Annotated in this window: 12 protein-coding genes; 6 read left to right on the forward strand and 6 right to left on the reverse strand. The window is 66.3% G+C overall.

Features of this window, described 5'->3' with window-relative positions:
- Positions 1-217: 217 nt before the first annotated feature.
- Entirely contained in the window at positions 218-466 is a 249-nt protein-coding gene (locus tag NI1_RS36990; RefSeq protein ID WP_084522599.1) for a helix-turn-helix domain-containing protein, read from the forward strand.
- Between the two features lie 120 nt (positions 467-586).
- Here the strand turns inward: NI1_RS36990 and NI1_RS06370 are convergent, their stop codons facing one another.
- The 4 genes from NI1_RS06370 to NI1_RS06385 form a co-directional block, all read right to left on the reverse strand.
- Positions 587-1,549 (reverse strand): MvdC/MvdD family ATP grasp protein, encoded by a 963-nt coding sequence (locus tag NI1_RS06370; RefSeq protein WP_067814874.1) that lies wholly within the window; start codon positions 1,547-1,549, stop codon positions 587-589.
- An 11-nt stretch (positions 1,550-1,560) separates the two neighbouring features.
- Positions 1,561-2,022, reverse strand: a complete 462-nt coding sequence (locus NI1_RS06375; protein ID WP_067814876.1) for a hypothetical protein — start codon at positions 2,020-2,022, stop codon at positions 1,561-1,563.
- Between the two features lie 193 nt (positions 2,023-2,215).
- Positions 2,216-2,632 carry an acyl-CoA thioesterase gene (locus NI1_RS06380; RefSeq protein WP_067814878.1) on the reverse strand — a complete coding sequence of 139 codons (417 nt, stop codon included), beginning with the start codon at positions 2,630-2,632 and terminating at the stop codon, positions 2,216-2,218.
- A 136-nt stretch (positions 2,633-2,768) separates the two neighbouring features.
- Entirely contained in the window at positions 2,769-3,182 is a 414-nt protein-coding gene (locus NI1_RS06385; protein ID WP_439957233.1) for a cupin domain-containing protein, read from the reverse strand.
- 155 nt (positions 3,183-3,337) lie between these two features.
- Between NI1_RS06385 and NI1_RS06390 the strand changes: the two genes are divergently transcribed.
- Positions 3,338-3,838, forward strand: a complete 501-nt coding sequence (locus NI1_RS06390; protein WP_067814890.1) for a MarR family winged helix-turn-helix transcriptional regulator — start codon at positions 3,338-3,340, stop codon at positions 3,836-3,838.
- 3 nt (positions 3,839-3,841) lie between these two features.
- Here the strand turns inward: NI1_RS06390 and NI1_RS06395 are convergent, their stop codons facing one another.
- Positions 3,842-4,408 (reverse strand): TetR/AcrR family transcriptional regulator, encoded by a 567-nt coding sequence (locus tag NI1_RS06395; protein ID WP_067814893.1) that lies wholly within the window; start codon positions 4,406-4,408, stop codon positions 3,842-3,844.
- 182 nt (positions 4,409-4,590) lie between these two features.
- Positions 4,591-7,383, reverse strand: coding sequence for an aconitate hydratase AcnA (acnA, locus tag NI1_RS06400; protein WP_067815521.1), 2,793 nt, complete (start codon positions 7,381-7,383; stop codon positions 4,591-4,593).
- A 199-nt stretch (positions 7,384-7,582) separates the two neighbouring features.
- Between acnA and NI1_RS06405 the strand changes: the two genes are divergently transcribed.
- The 4 genes from NI1_RS06405 to NI1_RS06420 form a co-directional block, all read left to right on the forward strand.
- Positions 7,583-8,134, forward strand: coding sequence for an Rv1476 family membrane protein (locus NI1_RS06405; RefSeq protein ID WP_067814896.1), 552 nt, complete (start codon positions 7,583-7,585; stop codon positions 8,132-8,134).
- A gap of 236 nt (positions 8,135-8,370) precedes the next feature.
- On the forward strand, positions 8,371-9,786 hold the full coding sequence (locus NI1_RS06410; RefSeq protein WP_067815523.1) for an NlpC/P60 family protein: 1,416 nt from the start codon (positions 8,371-8,373) through the stop codon (positions 9,784-9,786).
- A 78-nt stretch (positions 9,787-9,864) separates the two neighbouring features.
- Positions 9,865-11,112, forward strand: a complete 1,248-nt coding sequence (locus NI1_RS06415; protein ID WP_084522603.1) for an SDR family oxidoreductase — start codon at positions 9,865-9,867, stop codon at positions 11,110-11,112.
- Between the two features lie 1,341 nt (positions 11,113-12,453).
- On the forward strand, positions 12,454-13,721 hold a 1,268-nt coding region (locus tag NI1_RS06420; RefSeq protein WP_157534985.1), incomplete at its 3' end, for a 4Fe-4S dicluster domain-containing protein.

The following is a 13,721-nucleotide window of genomic DNA, read 5'->3' on the forward strand; positions in this document are numbered from 1 at the left end:
AGTCGCGGGAATCGAAGCCCCGCAACGAGATCCACGCGCCATTCCAGACGGTTTGATACCCAACAGGTTTCGACCGTTCGGTCTGTCGCGCGGCCGAATTCGGTGCGGATTGACCGATCTGTCGAGATTGCGTGATTCCGATCACACCGATTCATTGATCACGGCCGCTCGAGTCTCTAACCTGGAATGAGGCGCCCACGGCGACTCGGAGGAAGTCATGAGTGACAGGCCCGCACAGGGTAAAGCCGCATTGGGTAAGGGCACGCGCGTCACCGGAAAGTCTCGGGACCGCTTGCAATCCCAGCTCAAGAAGCAGTACGAGGCGGGCGCGAGTATTCGCTCGCTGGCTCGGGAAACCGGGCGTTCGTACGGCTTCATCCACAACGTGCTAGTGGAGTCGCATGTGCAACTCCGGAGCCGGGGTGGCGCGAATCGGCGTAAAGCCGGTAAGGCCACCAGCAAATAACCTGGGGGTGATAGTCGCCGGTCGAGCGGTGAAAGCCGCTCGACCACTTGCGATTTCGTACGGCTCCGGCCGGTAGCGCTGCGGTTCGCCCGCAAGCATCCGGCCCGGCTGCGTCGCCGGTCAGCGACCGTTGACGGTGCCGTCGCCGTACACCAGCAGGTTCGACAGGCTCTCGAAGATCGGCAGCCCGGTCTTGATCTCCAGGTAGGCGAACTGGCCCTGCGGGTTCACCTCCAGGAACCAGAACTCGCCGTCCCGGCCGACCCGCAGATCCAGCACGCCGAAAGCCAGCCCCAGCGCGCCCATCAGCGTGGTCAGGGACTTGCTCACCGACGCGGGCAAGCGGTCGGCGGTGAACGCCACCGTGGTGTCCAGGCGCGAATCCACCCGCCCCACACCGGATTGCGAGTCGATGCGCACCACCCACTCGATGCCGTCCACCCACACGATGCGCAGATCGCATTCGGCGTGCACGTAATCCTGGAAGATGGTGGGCGAATCGCTGATCGTCGTCAACCGGGGCAGATCCGCCGCCGTCACGATGCGCGTCTCGGTGAACGCGCCGCGCCCGGTACCGGTGCGCTTGTAAACCACTGGGCCGGGCCGGGATTCGATGAAGCCCAGCGCCTCGTCCGGATCATTGGTGATGAGGGTCTCCGGCACCGCGAAACCGGCGCGATGGGCCGTCTCCAGCTGCACGATCTTACGGCTGGCGGTGCGATCGGCCCCGGGATCGTTGACCCACAGCGCCGGCATGGACCACAGCAGGCCCTGGAGGAACCCGTCGCATTCGGCGCGGCGGTAGGCGTCGTCCTCGGCGCGCGCGCTCGCCGGGACCACACACGGATGGGGGCGCCGCCACCAGACCGAGGTGACGTCGTCCAGGCCCAGCACATGGGACAGGGAACGGGCGGTGCCGTCGCGGCCGAGCCGGAAAGTGCCGTGCTCGCGCGGGAAGTCGCGCATATCGAGGCGAATCGCGGTGTGCGCGTGGTGTTTCCGCAGGGTGGCGGCGAGCGCGTCGCCATGCAGGTCTTCGGCTTCGGTGACGATGAGCACCGACCCCGTGCTGCGGGGGGTCATGCGTGGAACCGTCAATCCAGGCTGTCGCAGGCGACGCCGTCGTCGCTGCCGTTGTGTGAGCGGGTCTGGCAGCAGGTCATGGTGGCCCCGCCGATGCCGGGTGCGGGCGCGAGTTCGAGTCCGCGGGCCCAGATTTCGGTGAGCCGCCGCAATTCGTCGTCGCCGCGGGCGGGGGAGTACTGCTGGGGCAGGGTCAGCGGGCGCTCGGTCCGCTCGATGCGACGGCGCTGCGTGAAATCGGCTGTGACGCCGTCACGCACCCGCACCAGCACCGGACGGCCCTCGCAAGAGCCCTGCGCCACCGCAATATCCCAGTCGGTGACATCGACGATATCGCTCCACCGGAAGGTCCAGGTGCCGTCGGAGACGCGCACACTGACATGACGATCGGTGGCTGCTACAAGGTAGCCGGATAGCGGTGGCGCGGTGGCCCCGAGCGGGGCCGAAGTGCTGCGGTGGAGGGCGCCGGTCATGCTGAACTCCGATCTGCTCGGGATTTGCTGCGGGGCCGAGCGTGATCTGAATCATATCCCGCGCGGCCCGTGGATCGGTCCGCATCGAAAGATTTCCGCGCGCCCGGCAAACTTTGCCGGGCGCGCGGAATCCACTTGGGCCTAAAGATTTTCGCCGCGCGCGGGGGTGTACCCGCAGGCGGTCAGCGACTGCTCAGAGACCGAGTACCTCGGGCGATTCGGCGATCTCGCGCATTGCCGCGCCCGGATCCGCAACAAGTTTGCGGGCCTTCAGATCCATCACGCCCCCGACCACGTCGATCTGCGCGGACACCGTCCCGTCCAGCTTGGTGACGAACTGGCGCATCTTGAAAACCTTGCCGCCCGCCCACTCGAACTCGCAGCTCACCGTGACTTCGTCGCCGCCGTGCAGCTCACGGAAGTACTTGATGTTGTTCTCCAGCACGATCGGCCCGATCCCCGAGGCGATCATCTTCTCCTCCTGGATGCCCGCCGCCCGCAACAACTCCCACCGGGCGTGCTCGGCGTACTGGAGGTAGACGGCCTGGTTCAGATGGCCGTTGATGTCGAGCTCATAGCCGCGGACGGTGACGGGAACGGAGAAAGCCATATAACGGACAACCACCACCGGAACCCTCTTCATCCGGTATACGGCGTGGTCTACCGCACATTCGTGGCGATTGCCGAGCTATTCACCCGAGCGCCGGGCGGCGGTCCATTAGCCGGGCTGACGTGACCGGTCGGTCTCAGCGGCGGCCGGCATTGCGCTCGGCCCACCAATCCTGGCGGTCCACGAAATGGTTGTCGTAGTCTTCGCCGGCCTGCGCCAGCTCGGTGAAGTCGGCTTCGCCCTTGGAGATTCGATCCAGCAGCCGGAAGTAGCCGAAGCGCTCGACGCCGGGCATCAGGGCGATCATGATGCGCGCGCCGCTGTCCGGGGTGGCGCCGAAGGCGTGCGGCATCAGCTTGGGCACGATGATCGACCCGCCTGCCCCGACCGTGACGATCTCATCCCCGGCCAGCAGCTGCAATTCGCCGTCCGCGACGTAGAACAGTTCGTCGGAGCGGGTGTGGAAGTGCGGCGCGGCCCCGTCGGCGCCCTGCTTCATGGTGACCTCGAGGGTGCTGACCGCGCCGTGCGCCTCGCCGGCGTCGATCAGCAGTCGCATGGTGACGTCGGGTGTCACCAGCACCTCGCCCTCCTGCGGCTGACGGATGATGACCGGTCGCGACGTGGTGTTCATGGCAAGCTCCGAACTATTCGGTGATTTATAATTCGCTACCGAACTATATAGCAGCGAATAGAATCCTGTCCATGGGTGAGATGAAAGAGGACGCGGTGGACGTCATCGCGGCACAGTGGCATCGGGAACGACCGGACCTCGACCTCGAGGCGATGGGCATCATCGGCCGCCTGGGCCGGCTCTCCATCGTGGCGGGACGCCGGGTCGAGCAGGTGTTCACCGCACACGGATTGCAGCGCGGCGAGTTCGATGTGATTGCGGCACTACGCCGTTCGGGAAACCCCTACGAACTCAACCCGTCGGTGCTCGCGGATACCCTGATGCTCTCGCGCGCGGGCATGACCGGTCGGCTGGACCGGCTCGAATCGGCGGGCCTGGTGCGCCGGATCGCCGACGCGGGGGACCGGCGGGCGGTGAAGGTGGGTCTGACCGACCGCGGCCTCGAGCTCATCGATCTGGTGATCACCGAGCACACCGAGAACGAGACCCGGCTGCTGTCGGTGCTGTCCGCACAGGATCGCAAGGACCTCGACCGGATCGCGAGAATCCTGCTGGCGGACCTGGAGGCTTGAGCGCTACTGCTTGCGGCGGACCGAAGCCTCGACCAGATCGAGGACGGCTTCGAGGTTGTCGTTGGCGTGCCCGGAGGCGATCCGGGCGATCAAACCGTCGAGTACGAGATCGAGGTAGCCCAGCAGCACCTCGGTCGGCACATCGTCACGCAGCGCCCCGGCGGCCTTGCGGCGCTCCAGGCGGGCGACGGTGGCGGCGGTCAACTCGACCGAGCGCTCTTCCCAATTGGCCCGGAAATCGGGGTCGTTGCGCAGCCGGCGGGCGATCTCCAGGCGGGTGCCCAGCCAGTCGAAGTCCTCGGGGTGGGCGAGCATATCGCGCATGACCTGGATCAGACCCTGATTGGCGGCGACCTCGGCCATCCGCCCGGCGTCCTCCTGGGCCAGCGCGAGGAACAGCGCGTCCTTGTCACGGAAGTGATGGAAGATCGCGCCGCGGGACAGGCCGGTGGCCTCTTCGAGGCGACGCACGGTCGCGCCCTCGTAGCCGAACTCGGCGAAGCAGCTACGGGCTCCGTCGAGGATCTGGCTGCGCCGGGCGGCGAGGTGGTCGTCACTGACCTTGGGCACTGGACTCCTCCGAAACGTGTTGTGCGGGATCTCCATACCGATCTTGCGACCGGGACGGAGATCCCGCACTAGCGACGAGCGAAGCGATCCGGGCGGATCGCGCGGCGGGCAACGGTGAAAACCGGTGCCCGCCACCACAACTCGGCGGTGAAACAGCCCTTCACAGCCGAGTGGCGGACATCCTAGCCGCGAATCATGTTGCGCAGCACGAACTGGAGGATGCCACCGTTGCGGTAGTAGTCGGCCTCACCGGGGGTGTCGATGCGGACGACCGCGTCGAACTCGATCTTCTCGCCGTTTTCCTTGGTGGCGGTCACCTTCAGAGTCTTCGGAGTCACACCCTCGTTCAGCTTGGTGATGCCCTCGATGTCGAAGGTTTCGGTGCCGTCCAGGCCCAGCGACGCGGCCGACTGGCCGGCCGGGAACTGGAGCGGGACGACGCCCATGCCGATCAGGTTGGAGCGGTGGATGCGCTCGAACGATTCGACGATGACGGCCTTGACGCCCAGCAGGCTGGTGCCCTTGGCGGCCCAGTCACGCGAGGAACCCGAGCCGTACTCCTTGCCGCCCAGCACGACCAGCGGGATGCCCGCGGCCTGGTAGTTCTGCGAGGCGTCGTAGATGAACGCCTGCGGGCCACCGGGCTGGGTGAAGTCGCGGGTGTAACCACCCGAGACGTCATCGAGCAGCTGGTTGCGCAGCCGGATGTTGGCGAAGGTGCCGCGGATCATGACCTCGTGGTTGCCACGACGCGAACCGAGCGAGTTGTAGTCCTTGCGCTCCACGCCGTGCGCGTCCAGGTACTGCGCGGCCGGGGTGCCCGGCTTGATCGGACCGGCGGGGGAGATGTGGTCGGTGGTGACCGAGTCGCCCAGCAGCGCCAGCACGCGAGCGCCCTTGATGTCGCTGACCGGGGTCGGCTCCATCTGCATGCCGTCGAAGTACGGCGCCTTGCGGACGTAGGTCGAGTTCTCGTCCCACGCGAAGGTGTCGCCCTCGGGGGTGTTCAGGCCCTGCCAGCGCTCGTCACCGTCGAACACGGTGGCGTAGGACTTGGTGAACATGTCCCGGCTGATCGCCGACTTGATGGTGTCGTCGATCTCCTGCGCGGACGGCCAGATGTCCTTCAGGAAGACGTCGTTGCCGTCGGTGTCCTGACCCAGGGCGTCGGTCTCGAAGTCGAAGTCCATGGTGCCGGCCAGGGCGTAGGCGATGACCAGCGGCGGGGAGGCCAGGTAGTTCATCTTCACATCGGGGGAGATACGACCCTCGAAGTTACGGTTGCCCGACAGCACGGCGGTGACCGAGAGGTCGTTGTCGTTGATCGCGGCCGAGATCTCCTCGGGCAGCGGGCCGGTGTTGCCGATGCAGGTGGTGCAGCCGAAGCCACCCACGTAGAAGCCGAGCTTCTCGAGGTACGGCCACAGGCCGGCCTTCTCGTAGTAGTCGGCGACGACCTGCGAGCCCGGGGCCATGTTGGTCTTCACCCACGGCTTGGAGGACAGGCCCTTCTCCACCGCGTTGCGGGCCAGCAGGGCCGCGCCCAGCATGACCGACGGGTTGGAGGTGTTGGTGCAGGAGGTGATACCCGCGACCACGACGGCGCCGTGATCGAGGACGAAGTCACCGCGCTCGGCGCTCTTGACCGTGACCGGCTTGGACGGACGGCCCTTGGCGCCGTTCGCGGCCGACTGCACCTGCACGGCGTCGTCGGCGAAGTCCAGTTCGGCCGGGTCGCTGGCCGGGAAGGATTCGGCGATGGCCTCGTCCAGCTGGGTGTGCGGGGTGGCGTCGCCGGTGTAGCTCAGGATGTCCTTACGGAAGGCTTCCTTGCTCTCCGACAACAGGATTCGGTCCTGCGGGCGCTTCGGGCCGGCGATGGACGGCACCACGGTGCCCAGGTCCAGCTCCAGGTACTCCGAGTACTGCGGCTCCTTGTCGGCGTCGTGCCACAGACCCTGTTCCTTGGCGTACGCCTCGACCAGCGCGAGCTGCTCGTCGCTGCGGCCGGTGAGGCGCAGGTAGTTGATGGTCTCCTCGTCGATCGGGAAGATCGCGGCGGTGGAGCCGAATTCGGGGGACATGTTGCCCAGGGTGGCGCGGTTGGCCAGCGGCACCTCGGCGACGCCCTTGCCGTAGAACTCGACGAACTTGCCGACCACACCGTGCTTGCGCAGCATGTCGGTGACGGTGAGCACCACGTCGGTGGCGGTGACGCCGGGCTTGATCTCACCGGTCAGCTTGAAGCCGACGACGCGCGGGATCAGCATGGAGACCGGCTGGCCCAGCATGGCGGCCTCGGCCTCGATGCCGCCGACGCCCCAGCCCAGCACGCCCAGGCCGTTGACCATGGTGGTGTGCGAGTCGGTGCCGACGCAGGTGTCGGGGTAGGCCTGGCCGTTGCGGACCATGACGGTGGGGGCCAGGTATTCGATGTTCACCTGGTGCACGATGCCGACGCCCGGCGGGACGACCTTGAAGTCGTCGAAGGCGCCCTGGCCCCAGCGCAGGAACTGGTAGCGCTCGCCGTTGCGCTGGTACTCCAGGTCGACGTTGCGCTCGAGGGCATCGGCGCGGCCGAAGACGTCGAGGATGACCGAGTGGTCGATGACCATGTCGGCGGGGGAGAGCGGGTTGACCTTGTTCGGGTCGCCGCCGAGGGTGGTGACGGCCTCGCGCATGGTGGCGAGGTCGACGATGCAGGGCACGCCGGTGAAGTCCTGCATGATCACGCGGGCGGGCGTGAACTGGATCTCGGTGTCCGGCTGGGCGTTCGGGTCCCAGTTGGCCAGGGCGCGGATCTGGTCGGCGGTGATGTTCGCGCCGTCTTCGGTGCGAAGCAGGTTCTCCGCCAGCACCTTCAGGGCGTAGGGCAGCTTCTCGGTGCCGGGCACGGCCGCGAGGCGGAAGATCTCGTAAGAGTTGCTTCCGACCTCGAGGGTGCCTTTGGCGCCGAAGGTATCGATACTCGTCACGTTCAGCTCCACTCGTCTGTGAATGGGGGCCACCGGCGGGGCTGTGCCGATGGCTCGTCGAGGCGCGGGCCTCGTCCGGTTTCCAACCCTAACAGTACGCTTGTCCTGTGAACGCATCGGGGAGGTCCCCGGGCATCGCAAGCAGCTTACGGCGTGCCGTGGTGAGGTGATGTGACAAGCGGTCGCGTACTGTGCGTTCGTGACCGTCTCGCGCAACTCGGTTTTCACTCCGCTGAAGGCGGAGCTACCGCCGAACACCGACCTGAAGTCGATCCGCCTGGATCTGGCCGACAATCATGTCGCCGCGCCCAAGGGGCGCGAGCAGGATGGGCTGGCGGCCATCGCCGCCGACGCGCGAGATCACGGCATCGACCTGAACATCATTGTGGTGCAGGGCAATCCCGGTATCGAGGCGAATCTGCGCGATCTCGCCACCGAGGTGGGGACGCAGCAGCACGGCACGGTGCTGGTGCTCTCCGACGATTGGATCGGCACCTACAGCGACACCTTCACCCGGGCGCGCCTGGAGTGGGCCGAGGACAAGGCCAAGTACCGCGGGCCCGAGCACACCGAGGAGGCGGCGCGGGTCTTCGTCGACCGGCTCGAGCAGCCCGAGGGGATTTCCTGGACGGTCATCACGCTGATCGTGCTGGCGGGTCTGATCGCGGTCATCGGCGGGCTGTATGTGGTCAAGTCCAAGCGCGCCAAGTCCGATCCGCCCGCCGAGCGGCCGCTCACCCCGGTCGGCTGAAGCACCGATCGCTGCCCCTCTCGTCCTGAACACGCCGAACCGCCGGAAAACCTTCCGGCAGTTCGGCGTTTCGTTTTTGTCGGGATCAACCGCCTGATCAGGCAAATTGTCAGCAACGTGTGAATTACACGTTTGTCATTGCCGCGTGGCTGAGCCAACCGCTAATCGAAGTGACGTACGGTTTCGCGATGGCACGGTTGGGGATGAAGTGCCGGATGGGACTCCAGGGAGGTGTGATGCGACGACCGGCGAAGGCGTGGACGCGCCCGGTGCATGTCGCCACAGAGTTGCTGGTCGCGCTGACCGTACTCGCGGTCGGCATCGGCACCGGGCATGCGGCGCCGCCCCCACCCAACCCGAGCGACAGCGAGATCGCCGACGCCGGTGCGCAAGTGGACGCGGGCGTGGGCCAGGTCGGGGCGCTCATCAACCAGGTCGCCTCGGCCGAACAGCAATTGCGCCTCCTGGACGATGCCGTCGCCATCCGCCGCGAAGCCGTCAACAAGGCCCTCGCCGATCTCCAGATCGCCCGCGATGCCGCCGACGCCGCCCGCCGCGCCGTGGCGCAATGCCAAGCCGATCTCACCGACGCCGGCACCAAAGTCGATGCCGCCCACGGCGATTTCGACAGGTACGTCACCCAGGTCTACCTGCGCCCCGGCTCCAACTCGCTGGTCAACTACCTGGCCGCCCCGACCCCCGAGATCGCCCTGGACCGCGCCCAGATCCTCACCATCAAGTCCCTGAACCAGCAGCAGGTGGTGAACGGGCTGCGCCGCGCCCAGGTCGACCAGGCCAACAAGACCGCCACCGCCCGCCAGGCCCAGCAGAGCGCCGATGCCGCCGCGGCCGACGCCGAATCGAAGAAGACCGAAGCCCAGAACGCTGTCACCACCGCCCAAGCCGAACTGGCCCAGCAGGCCTCCCTGCGCAACAACCTGGTCTCCCAACGCGATTCGGCCCAGCAGCGCCTCGACGCCGCCCGCGCCGCCGTCACCGGCCTGCAATCCCAGCGCGACGCCTACCTGGCCTGGGACGAGCAGCGCCGCCGCGACGAAGCCGCCGCCCGCGCCGCCGCCTCCGAGGCCGCCGCCCGCGTCAACGCCGACCATCGCGCCAACGGCCTGGCCACCGATGCCGCCGCCGGCCACCGTCCGCACTCCCTCATCGACAATTCCCCCGCCCCCTCCCGCTCCGGCCAGCAGGCCACCCGCCCCTCCGGCTCCCGCTCCCAACTGATCGAAGTGGTCGTGGACCGCGCCATGTCCCAGCTCGGCGAGGACTACGCCTGGGGCGGCGGCGACGAATCCGGCCCCACCCTCGGTATCCGCGACGGCGGCGTCGCCGACTCCTACGGCGACTACGCCAAATCCGGCTTCGACTGCTCCGGCCTGATGATCTACGCCTTCGCCGGCATCGGAGTCTCCCTCCCGCACTACAGCGGCTACCAATACACCATGGGCACCCGCGTCCCCGTCTCCGAACGCGAACGCGGCGACATGCTCTTCTGGGGCCCCGGCGGCAGCCAGCACGTAGCTCTCTACATGGGCAACGGCAAAATGGTCGAAGCCCCGCAATCCGGTGAGGTAGTTCGGGTTTCGCCGGTCCGCGAGGACGGCATCATGCCCTACGCGGTCCGCATCGTCGCTTGATCGGTGAAAGCCGGTCATCTCTTGGGTGGAGGAATCGGGGTCTGCCGCTCGAGGTTCGGCCGTACATAGCATCGGCGCATGCTTGTTGGCGGGAGCCGGATCAGGGCGGGGCTTTTGGATCGGCCCAAGTCGCTGGAGGAGTTGGGCGGGCCGGATCTGGGGCGGCTGCGCGATTCGGCGGTGACGCGGCACGCGTTCGCGGATGCGGTGCTGGATGTGGAGTTGGAGCCGGGGGAGTCGCGATCGGGTGAGATCGAGACGGTGTTGCTCACCGGTGCTACCGGATTCCTCGGTGCGTATCTGGTGCATGAGCTGGTGAGCCGGCTCGGGGTGCGGGTGCGGTGTCTGGTGCGGGCGCCCTCGCCGGCGATGGCGCGGCGGCGGGTGGAGGAGGCGTTGCGGCGGCATCGGTTATGGAGTGAATCGATCATGCGGTCCGTCGAGGTGGTGCCCGGGGATCTCGCGATGCCGCGGCTCGGTCTCACCCTTGCCGAGTACGAGCGCCTGGCCGCCACGACCGATGCCATCGTGCACAACGGGGCGCGGGTCAATCACGCCGAATCCTATACGCGGCTGCGTGCCGCCAACGTGGTCGGCACGATGTCGATGCTACGGCTGGCTTGCGAAACCGCCGCTATTCCAATGCATCTCGTCTCGACCACCTCGGTCGCGACGCGCCAGCACGGTCCGGCCCGGGAGATCGTGCCCAGCCGTCCCGGCAGTGTGGACGGGTACGTGCTCAGTAAATGGGTCTCCGAAGTGCTGGTGTCGCAGGCGGCCGCACGCGGTCTGCCGGCGGTCATCCACCGCCCCGATCGCATCTGCGGCGGCTCGACGACCGGCGCCACCGGCACCGACGATGCCTTCTGGACCTTCGTGCGCGCCATCGCGCGCCTCGGCCTGGCTCCGCCGATCGCCGACGCGGTCGTGAGCCTGGTCCCCGCCGATTTCGTCGCCGCCGCCATCGCGCATACGGTCGGCGCCCCGCCCGCTGGCCGCGTACCGGTGCATCACCTGGTCAACCAAACCGCCATCGACATGGGCACCGTACTGGATCGCTTGCGTATCAACGGTTTTCCCGTCGAGGTCACCGAACCGCAGCACTTCCTCGCCCGGTTGGCCGAGGCCGCCGGCACCGACATCGGCATGGCCCGCGCGCTCATCCTGAGCCAGATGATCGGCGACCTGTCGAACGACTGGAACGACACCAACGCCCGCAACGCCCTCTCCGGCTCCGGAATCGCCTGCCCGCCAATGACACCCGCCCTGATCGACAGCCACCTCGACCACCTGATCGACCGCGGCTTCCTGCGCGTCAACCCTTGACTGAAGACCAGCCCGCGTCGATCAGCATCTCGGCCGAATCGTCGGCGGAAAACCGTCCGCCATCGGCGCGATGACACCGCCCCCGCCCAGAACAATCGAACGCCCAACAGCCTCACCGGTCGTTCGATCGATACCGCGACTCTCGCGTGCCGCAATCCTCACGACGTGAAAGCGCCTCTGGCGCTAATACTACGAAGCGTAGTACGTTGATCGCAGACGGCTCGCATGAGAGCTCGGAGAGGAACCTGTGACGGAATATCCTGGGCGCGTTGGGATTAACGACGACACCGCGCACGAAACCGTGCCGGCCTCGGAGCAGGAGATCCGCCCAATCGAAGCGCGCGCGAGCCCGCTCTCGCGCGCCTCGGATCGTCGCTGGGGCAGACCCGGCCTCGGGTGGTTGTTCGCGTGAGCTCAACGCGACAACCAGGTGACCGGAGCCGATGCTGCGTGGACAGCGTCATTGATATCCACTGCGGCACTCCGTTGTGTCGAGCGCCGGCTTCCGGTGTGCCAACAGCTTCTCTCGTGAGATGGTTGCCGCGCGACCGGGAAAATACGTAGCAAATACTTATCTTGCTCTGTAAAGCCGCTAGCTGACCTGCATGATCCGGTGAGTGGCCGCGCACCGGACTCGCAATCGTCGAGGCATTCGATTGCGCGGGTGTGGGCGAAATTCGGCGTCGAACGGCTCAAAGAGACCGCGCAAAGCCGCCGGAGGTACGAGTAGACGGTGTCCTCGAAGATCTGGTCGACGGTCGTGGCTCCGGCCGAATGATTCAAGCGGCCTAGCGCGGTGACCAGCTCGCATTGGTCATAGATGTAGTCGTTGCCGCAGCGCACGGCTTCGGTCAGGAACTCGAGCAACCTTGGGGCATCGGATGTTTCGGCGAGACCGGCGAACAAGGACAGCGCGGTGGATCCGACGGCGTCGTCAAAGTTCGCGTTCGCTCGGGCCCACGTCAATGCGCGGGGAGTGCGTAGTTCGCGTAGGCATCTGCGTACAGCGATACGTGTGGAGGCCGGGGTTTCCCGGCTCTTCAGAAGTTCTGGCGCAGTGGAATATGCGTTCACGCTCCGCCGCGACCCGTGATTCTCGTGCACGGGTGGCCGAAGCCGAGCGCATCCGGGCACCCCGCGATCGATCGGTCCTCGACCACGCCGCGACTTTAGAGTCGCGGCGCCGTGGGCAGCGACCGTATTTTCCGGTTGAGGTGGGTCGGGCAGTGGTCTTCCGCCGTCTTCGATTCGATGATAGCTTGACATCGGACAGGTAAGTTACTGGCGGGTAACAATGGATAGTGGTGCCGCTCAGTGCATTTCGTGTACGGGGGTATGGCGTTGAATGCTGTGACGATCACGCTGGGGATTATTGGATCGATCATCACCTTGTTCTGCTGGGGGACTTTTTTCGGCGGGGTGGGGCGGATGGTTCGGGTCTTTCGGGCCGGGCAGCGGGATGGGTCGCGGTTGCGGCCGGTGGTGCCGCGCGTGAAAACCGTTGTGGTCGAGGTGGTTGCGCATACGCGGATGAACAAGTTCCGGAGTGTGGGGTGGGCGCACTGGCTGGTTATGGTCGGGTTCCTGCTGGGGATGGTGTTCTACTTCGAGTCGTATGGGCAGACTTTCGATCCGGAGTTCGGGTGGCCGGTGGTGAGCGACACCTTCGGGTATCACCTGCTGGAGGAGGTTCTCAGTGTTACGACGATCGTCGGGATCGCGGTGCTGATCACCATTCGGCAGTTGAATCATCCGCGCAGGCCGGAGCGGCTGTCGCGGTTTGCCGGGTCCAACTTCCGGGCCGCGTACGTCATCGAGGCGATCGTGGTTACTCACGGTGTCGGTGATGTGCTGGTCAAGGCCGGGCGGATCGCCACTTACGGTGGTGGGCACATGGCTTCGGATCTGATCACCATGCAGGTGGCGCGGTTGCTTCCGGCCAGTCCGGTGTTGATGTCGGGCTTCGCACTCGTCAAAATGCTTGCGGGCGGGGTGTTCCTGTATCTCATCGGCCGATATCTGACTTGGGGTGTTGCGTGGCATCGGATTTCGGCGTTCTTCAATATCTACTTCAAGCGTGAGGATGATGGCGGGGTTGCGCTCGGAGCGGCCAAGCCGTTGATGTCCGGTGGCAAGGTGCTGGATTTGGAGAGCGCCGATCCCGATGTCGATGCGTTCGGGGCGGGAAAGGTCGAGGACTTCACTTGGAAGGCGTTGCTGGACTTCACTACCTGCACCGAGTGCGGAAGGTGTCAGAGTCAGTGCCCGGCGTGGAATACCGGAAAGCCGTTGTCTCCCAAGCTGCTTATTACTTCATTGCGTGATCACACCTATGCCAAAGCGCCGTACCTGCTCGCCGGCGGCGACGAGAAGAAGCTGGGCAAGCTGTCGGAATCCGAACGCGCGGAAGGGGAGCGGCCGCTCGTCGCGCCTTCGGAAGGTAACTCCGGCGGCATCATCGATCCCGAGGTGTTGTGGTCGTGCACGACCTGTGGTGCGTGTGTGGAGCAGTGCCCGGTCGATATCGAGCATGTCGATCACATCATCGATATGCGCCGCTACCAGGTGTTGATCGAGTCGGAGTTCCCGTCCGAGCTGGCGGGGTTGTT

The organism is Nocardia inohanensis NBRC 100128, assembly GCF_001612945.1.
Lineage (GTDB): Bacteria > Actinomycetota > Actinomycetes > Mycobacteriales > Mycobacteriaceae > Nocardia > Nocardia inohanensis.

What these genes read in the sequence shown, in the direction of transcription:
- NI1_RS06415 (WP_084522603.1), top strand. Translation starts at nt 9,865, where the DNA reads ATGCTTGTTGGCGGGAGCCGGATCAGGGCGGGGCTTTTGGATCGGCCC.
- NI1_RS06380 (WP_067814878.1), bottom strand. Translation starts at nt 2,632, where the DNA reads ATGGCTTTCTCCGTTCCCGTCACCGTCCGCGGCTATGAGCTCGACATC.
- NI1_RS06410 (WP_067815523.1), top strand. Translation starts at nt 8,371, where the DNA reads ATGCGACGACCGGCGAAGGCGTGGACGCGCCCGGTGCATGTCGCCACA.
- NI1_RS36990 (WP_084522599.1), top strand. Translation starts at nt 218, where the DNA reads ATGAGTGACAGGCCCGCACAGGGTAAAGCCGCATTGGGTAAGGGCACG.
- NI1_RS06375 (WP_067814876.1), bottom strand. Translation starts at nt 2,022, where the DNA reads ATGACCGGCGCCCTCCACCGCAGCACTTCGGCCCCGCTCGGGGCCACC.
- NI1_RS06370 (WP_067814874.1), bottom strand. Translation starts at nt 1,549, where the DNA reads ATGACCCCCCGCAGCACGGGGTCGGTGCTCATCGTCACCGAAGCCGAA.
- NI1_RS06390 (WP_067814890.1), top strand. Translation starts at nt 3,338, where the DNA reads ATGGGTGAGATGAAAGAGGACGCGGTGGACGTCATCGCGGCACAGTGG.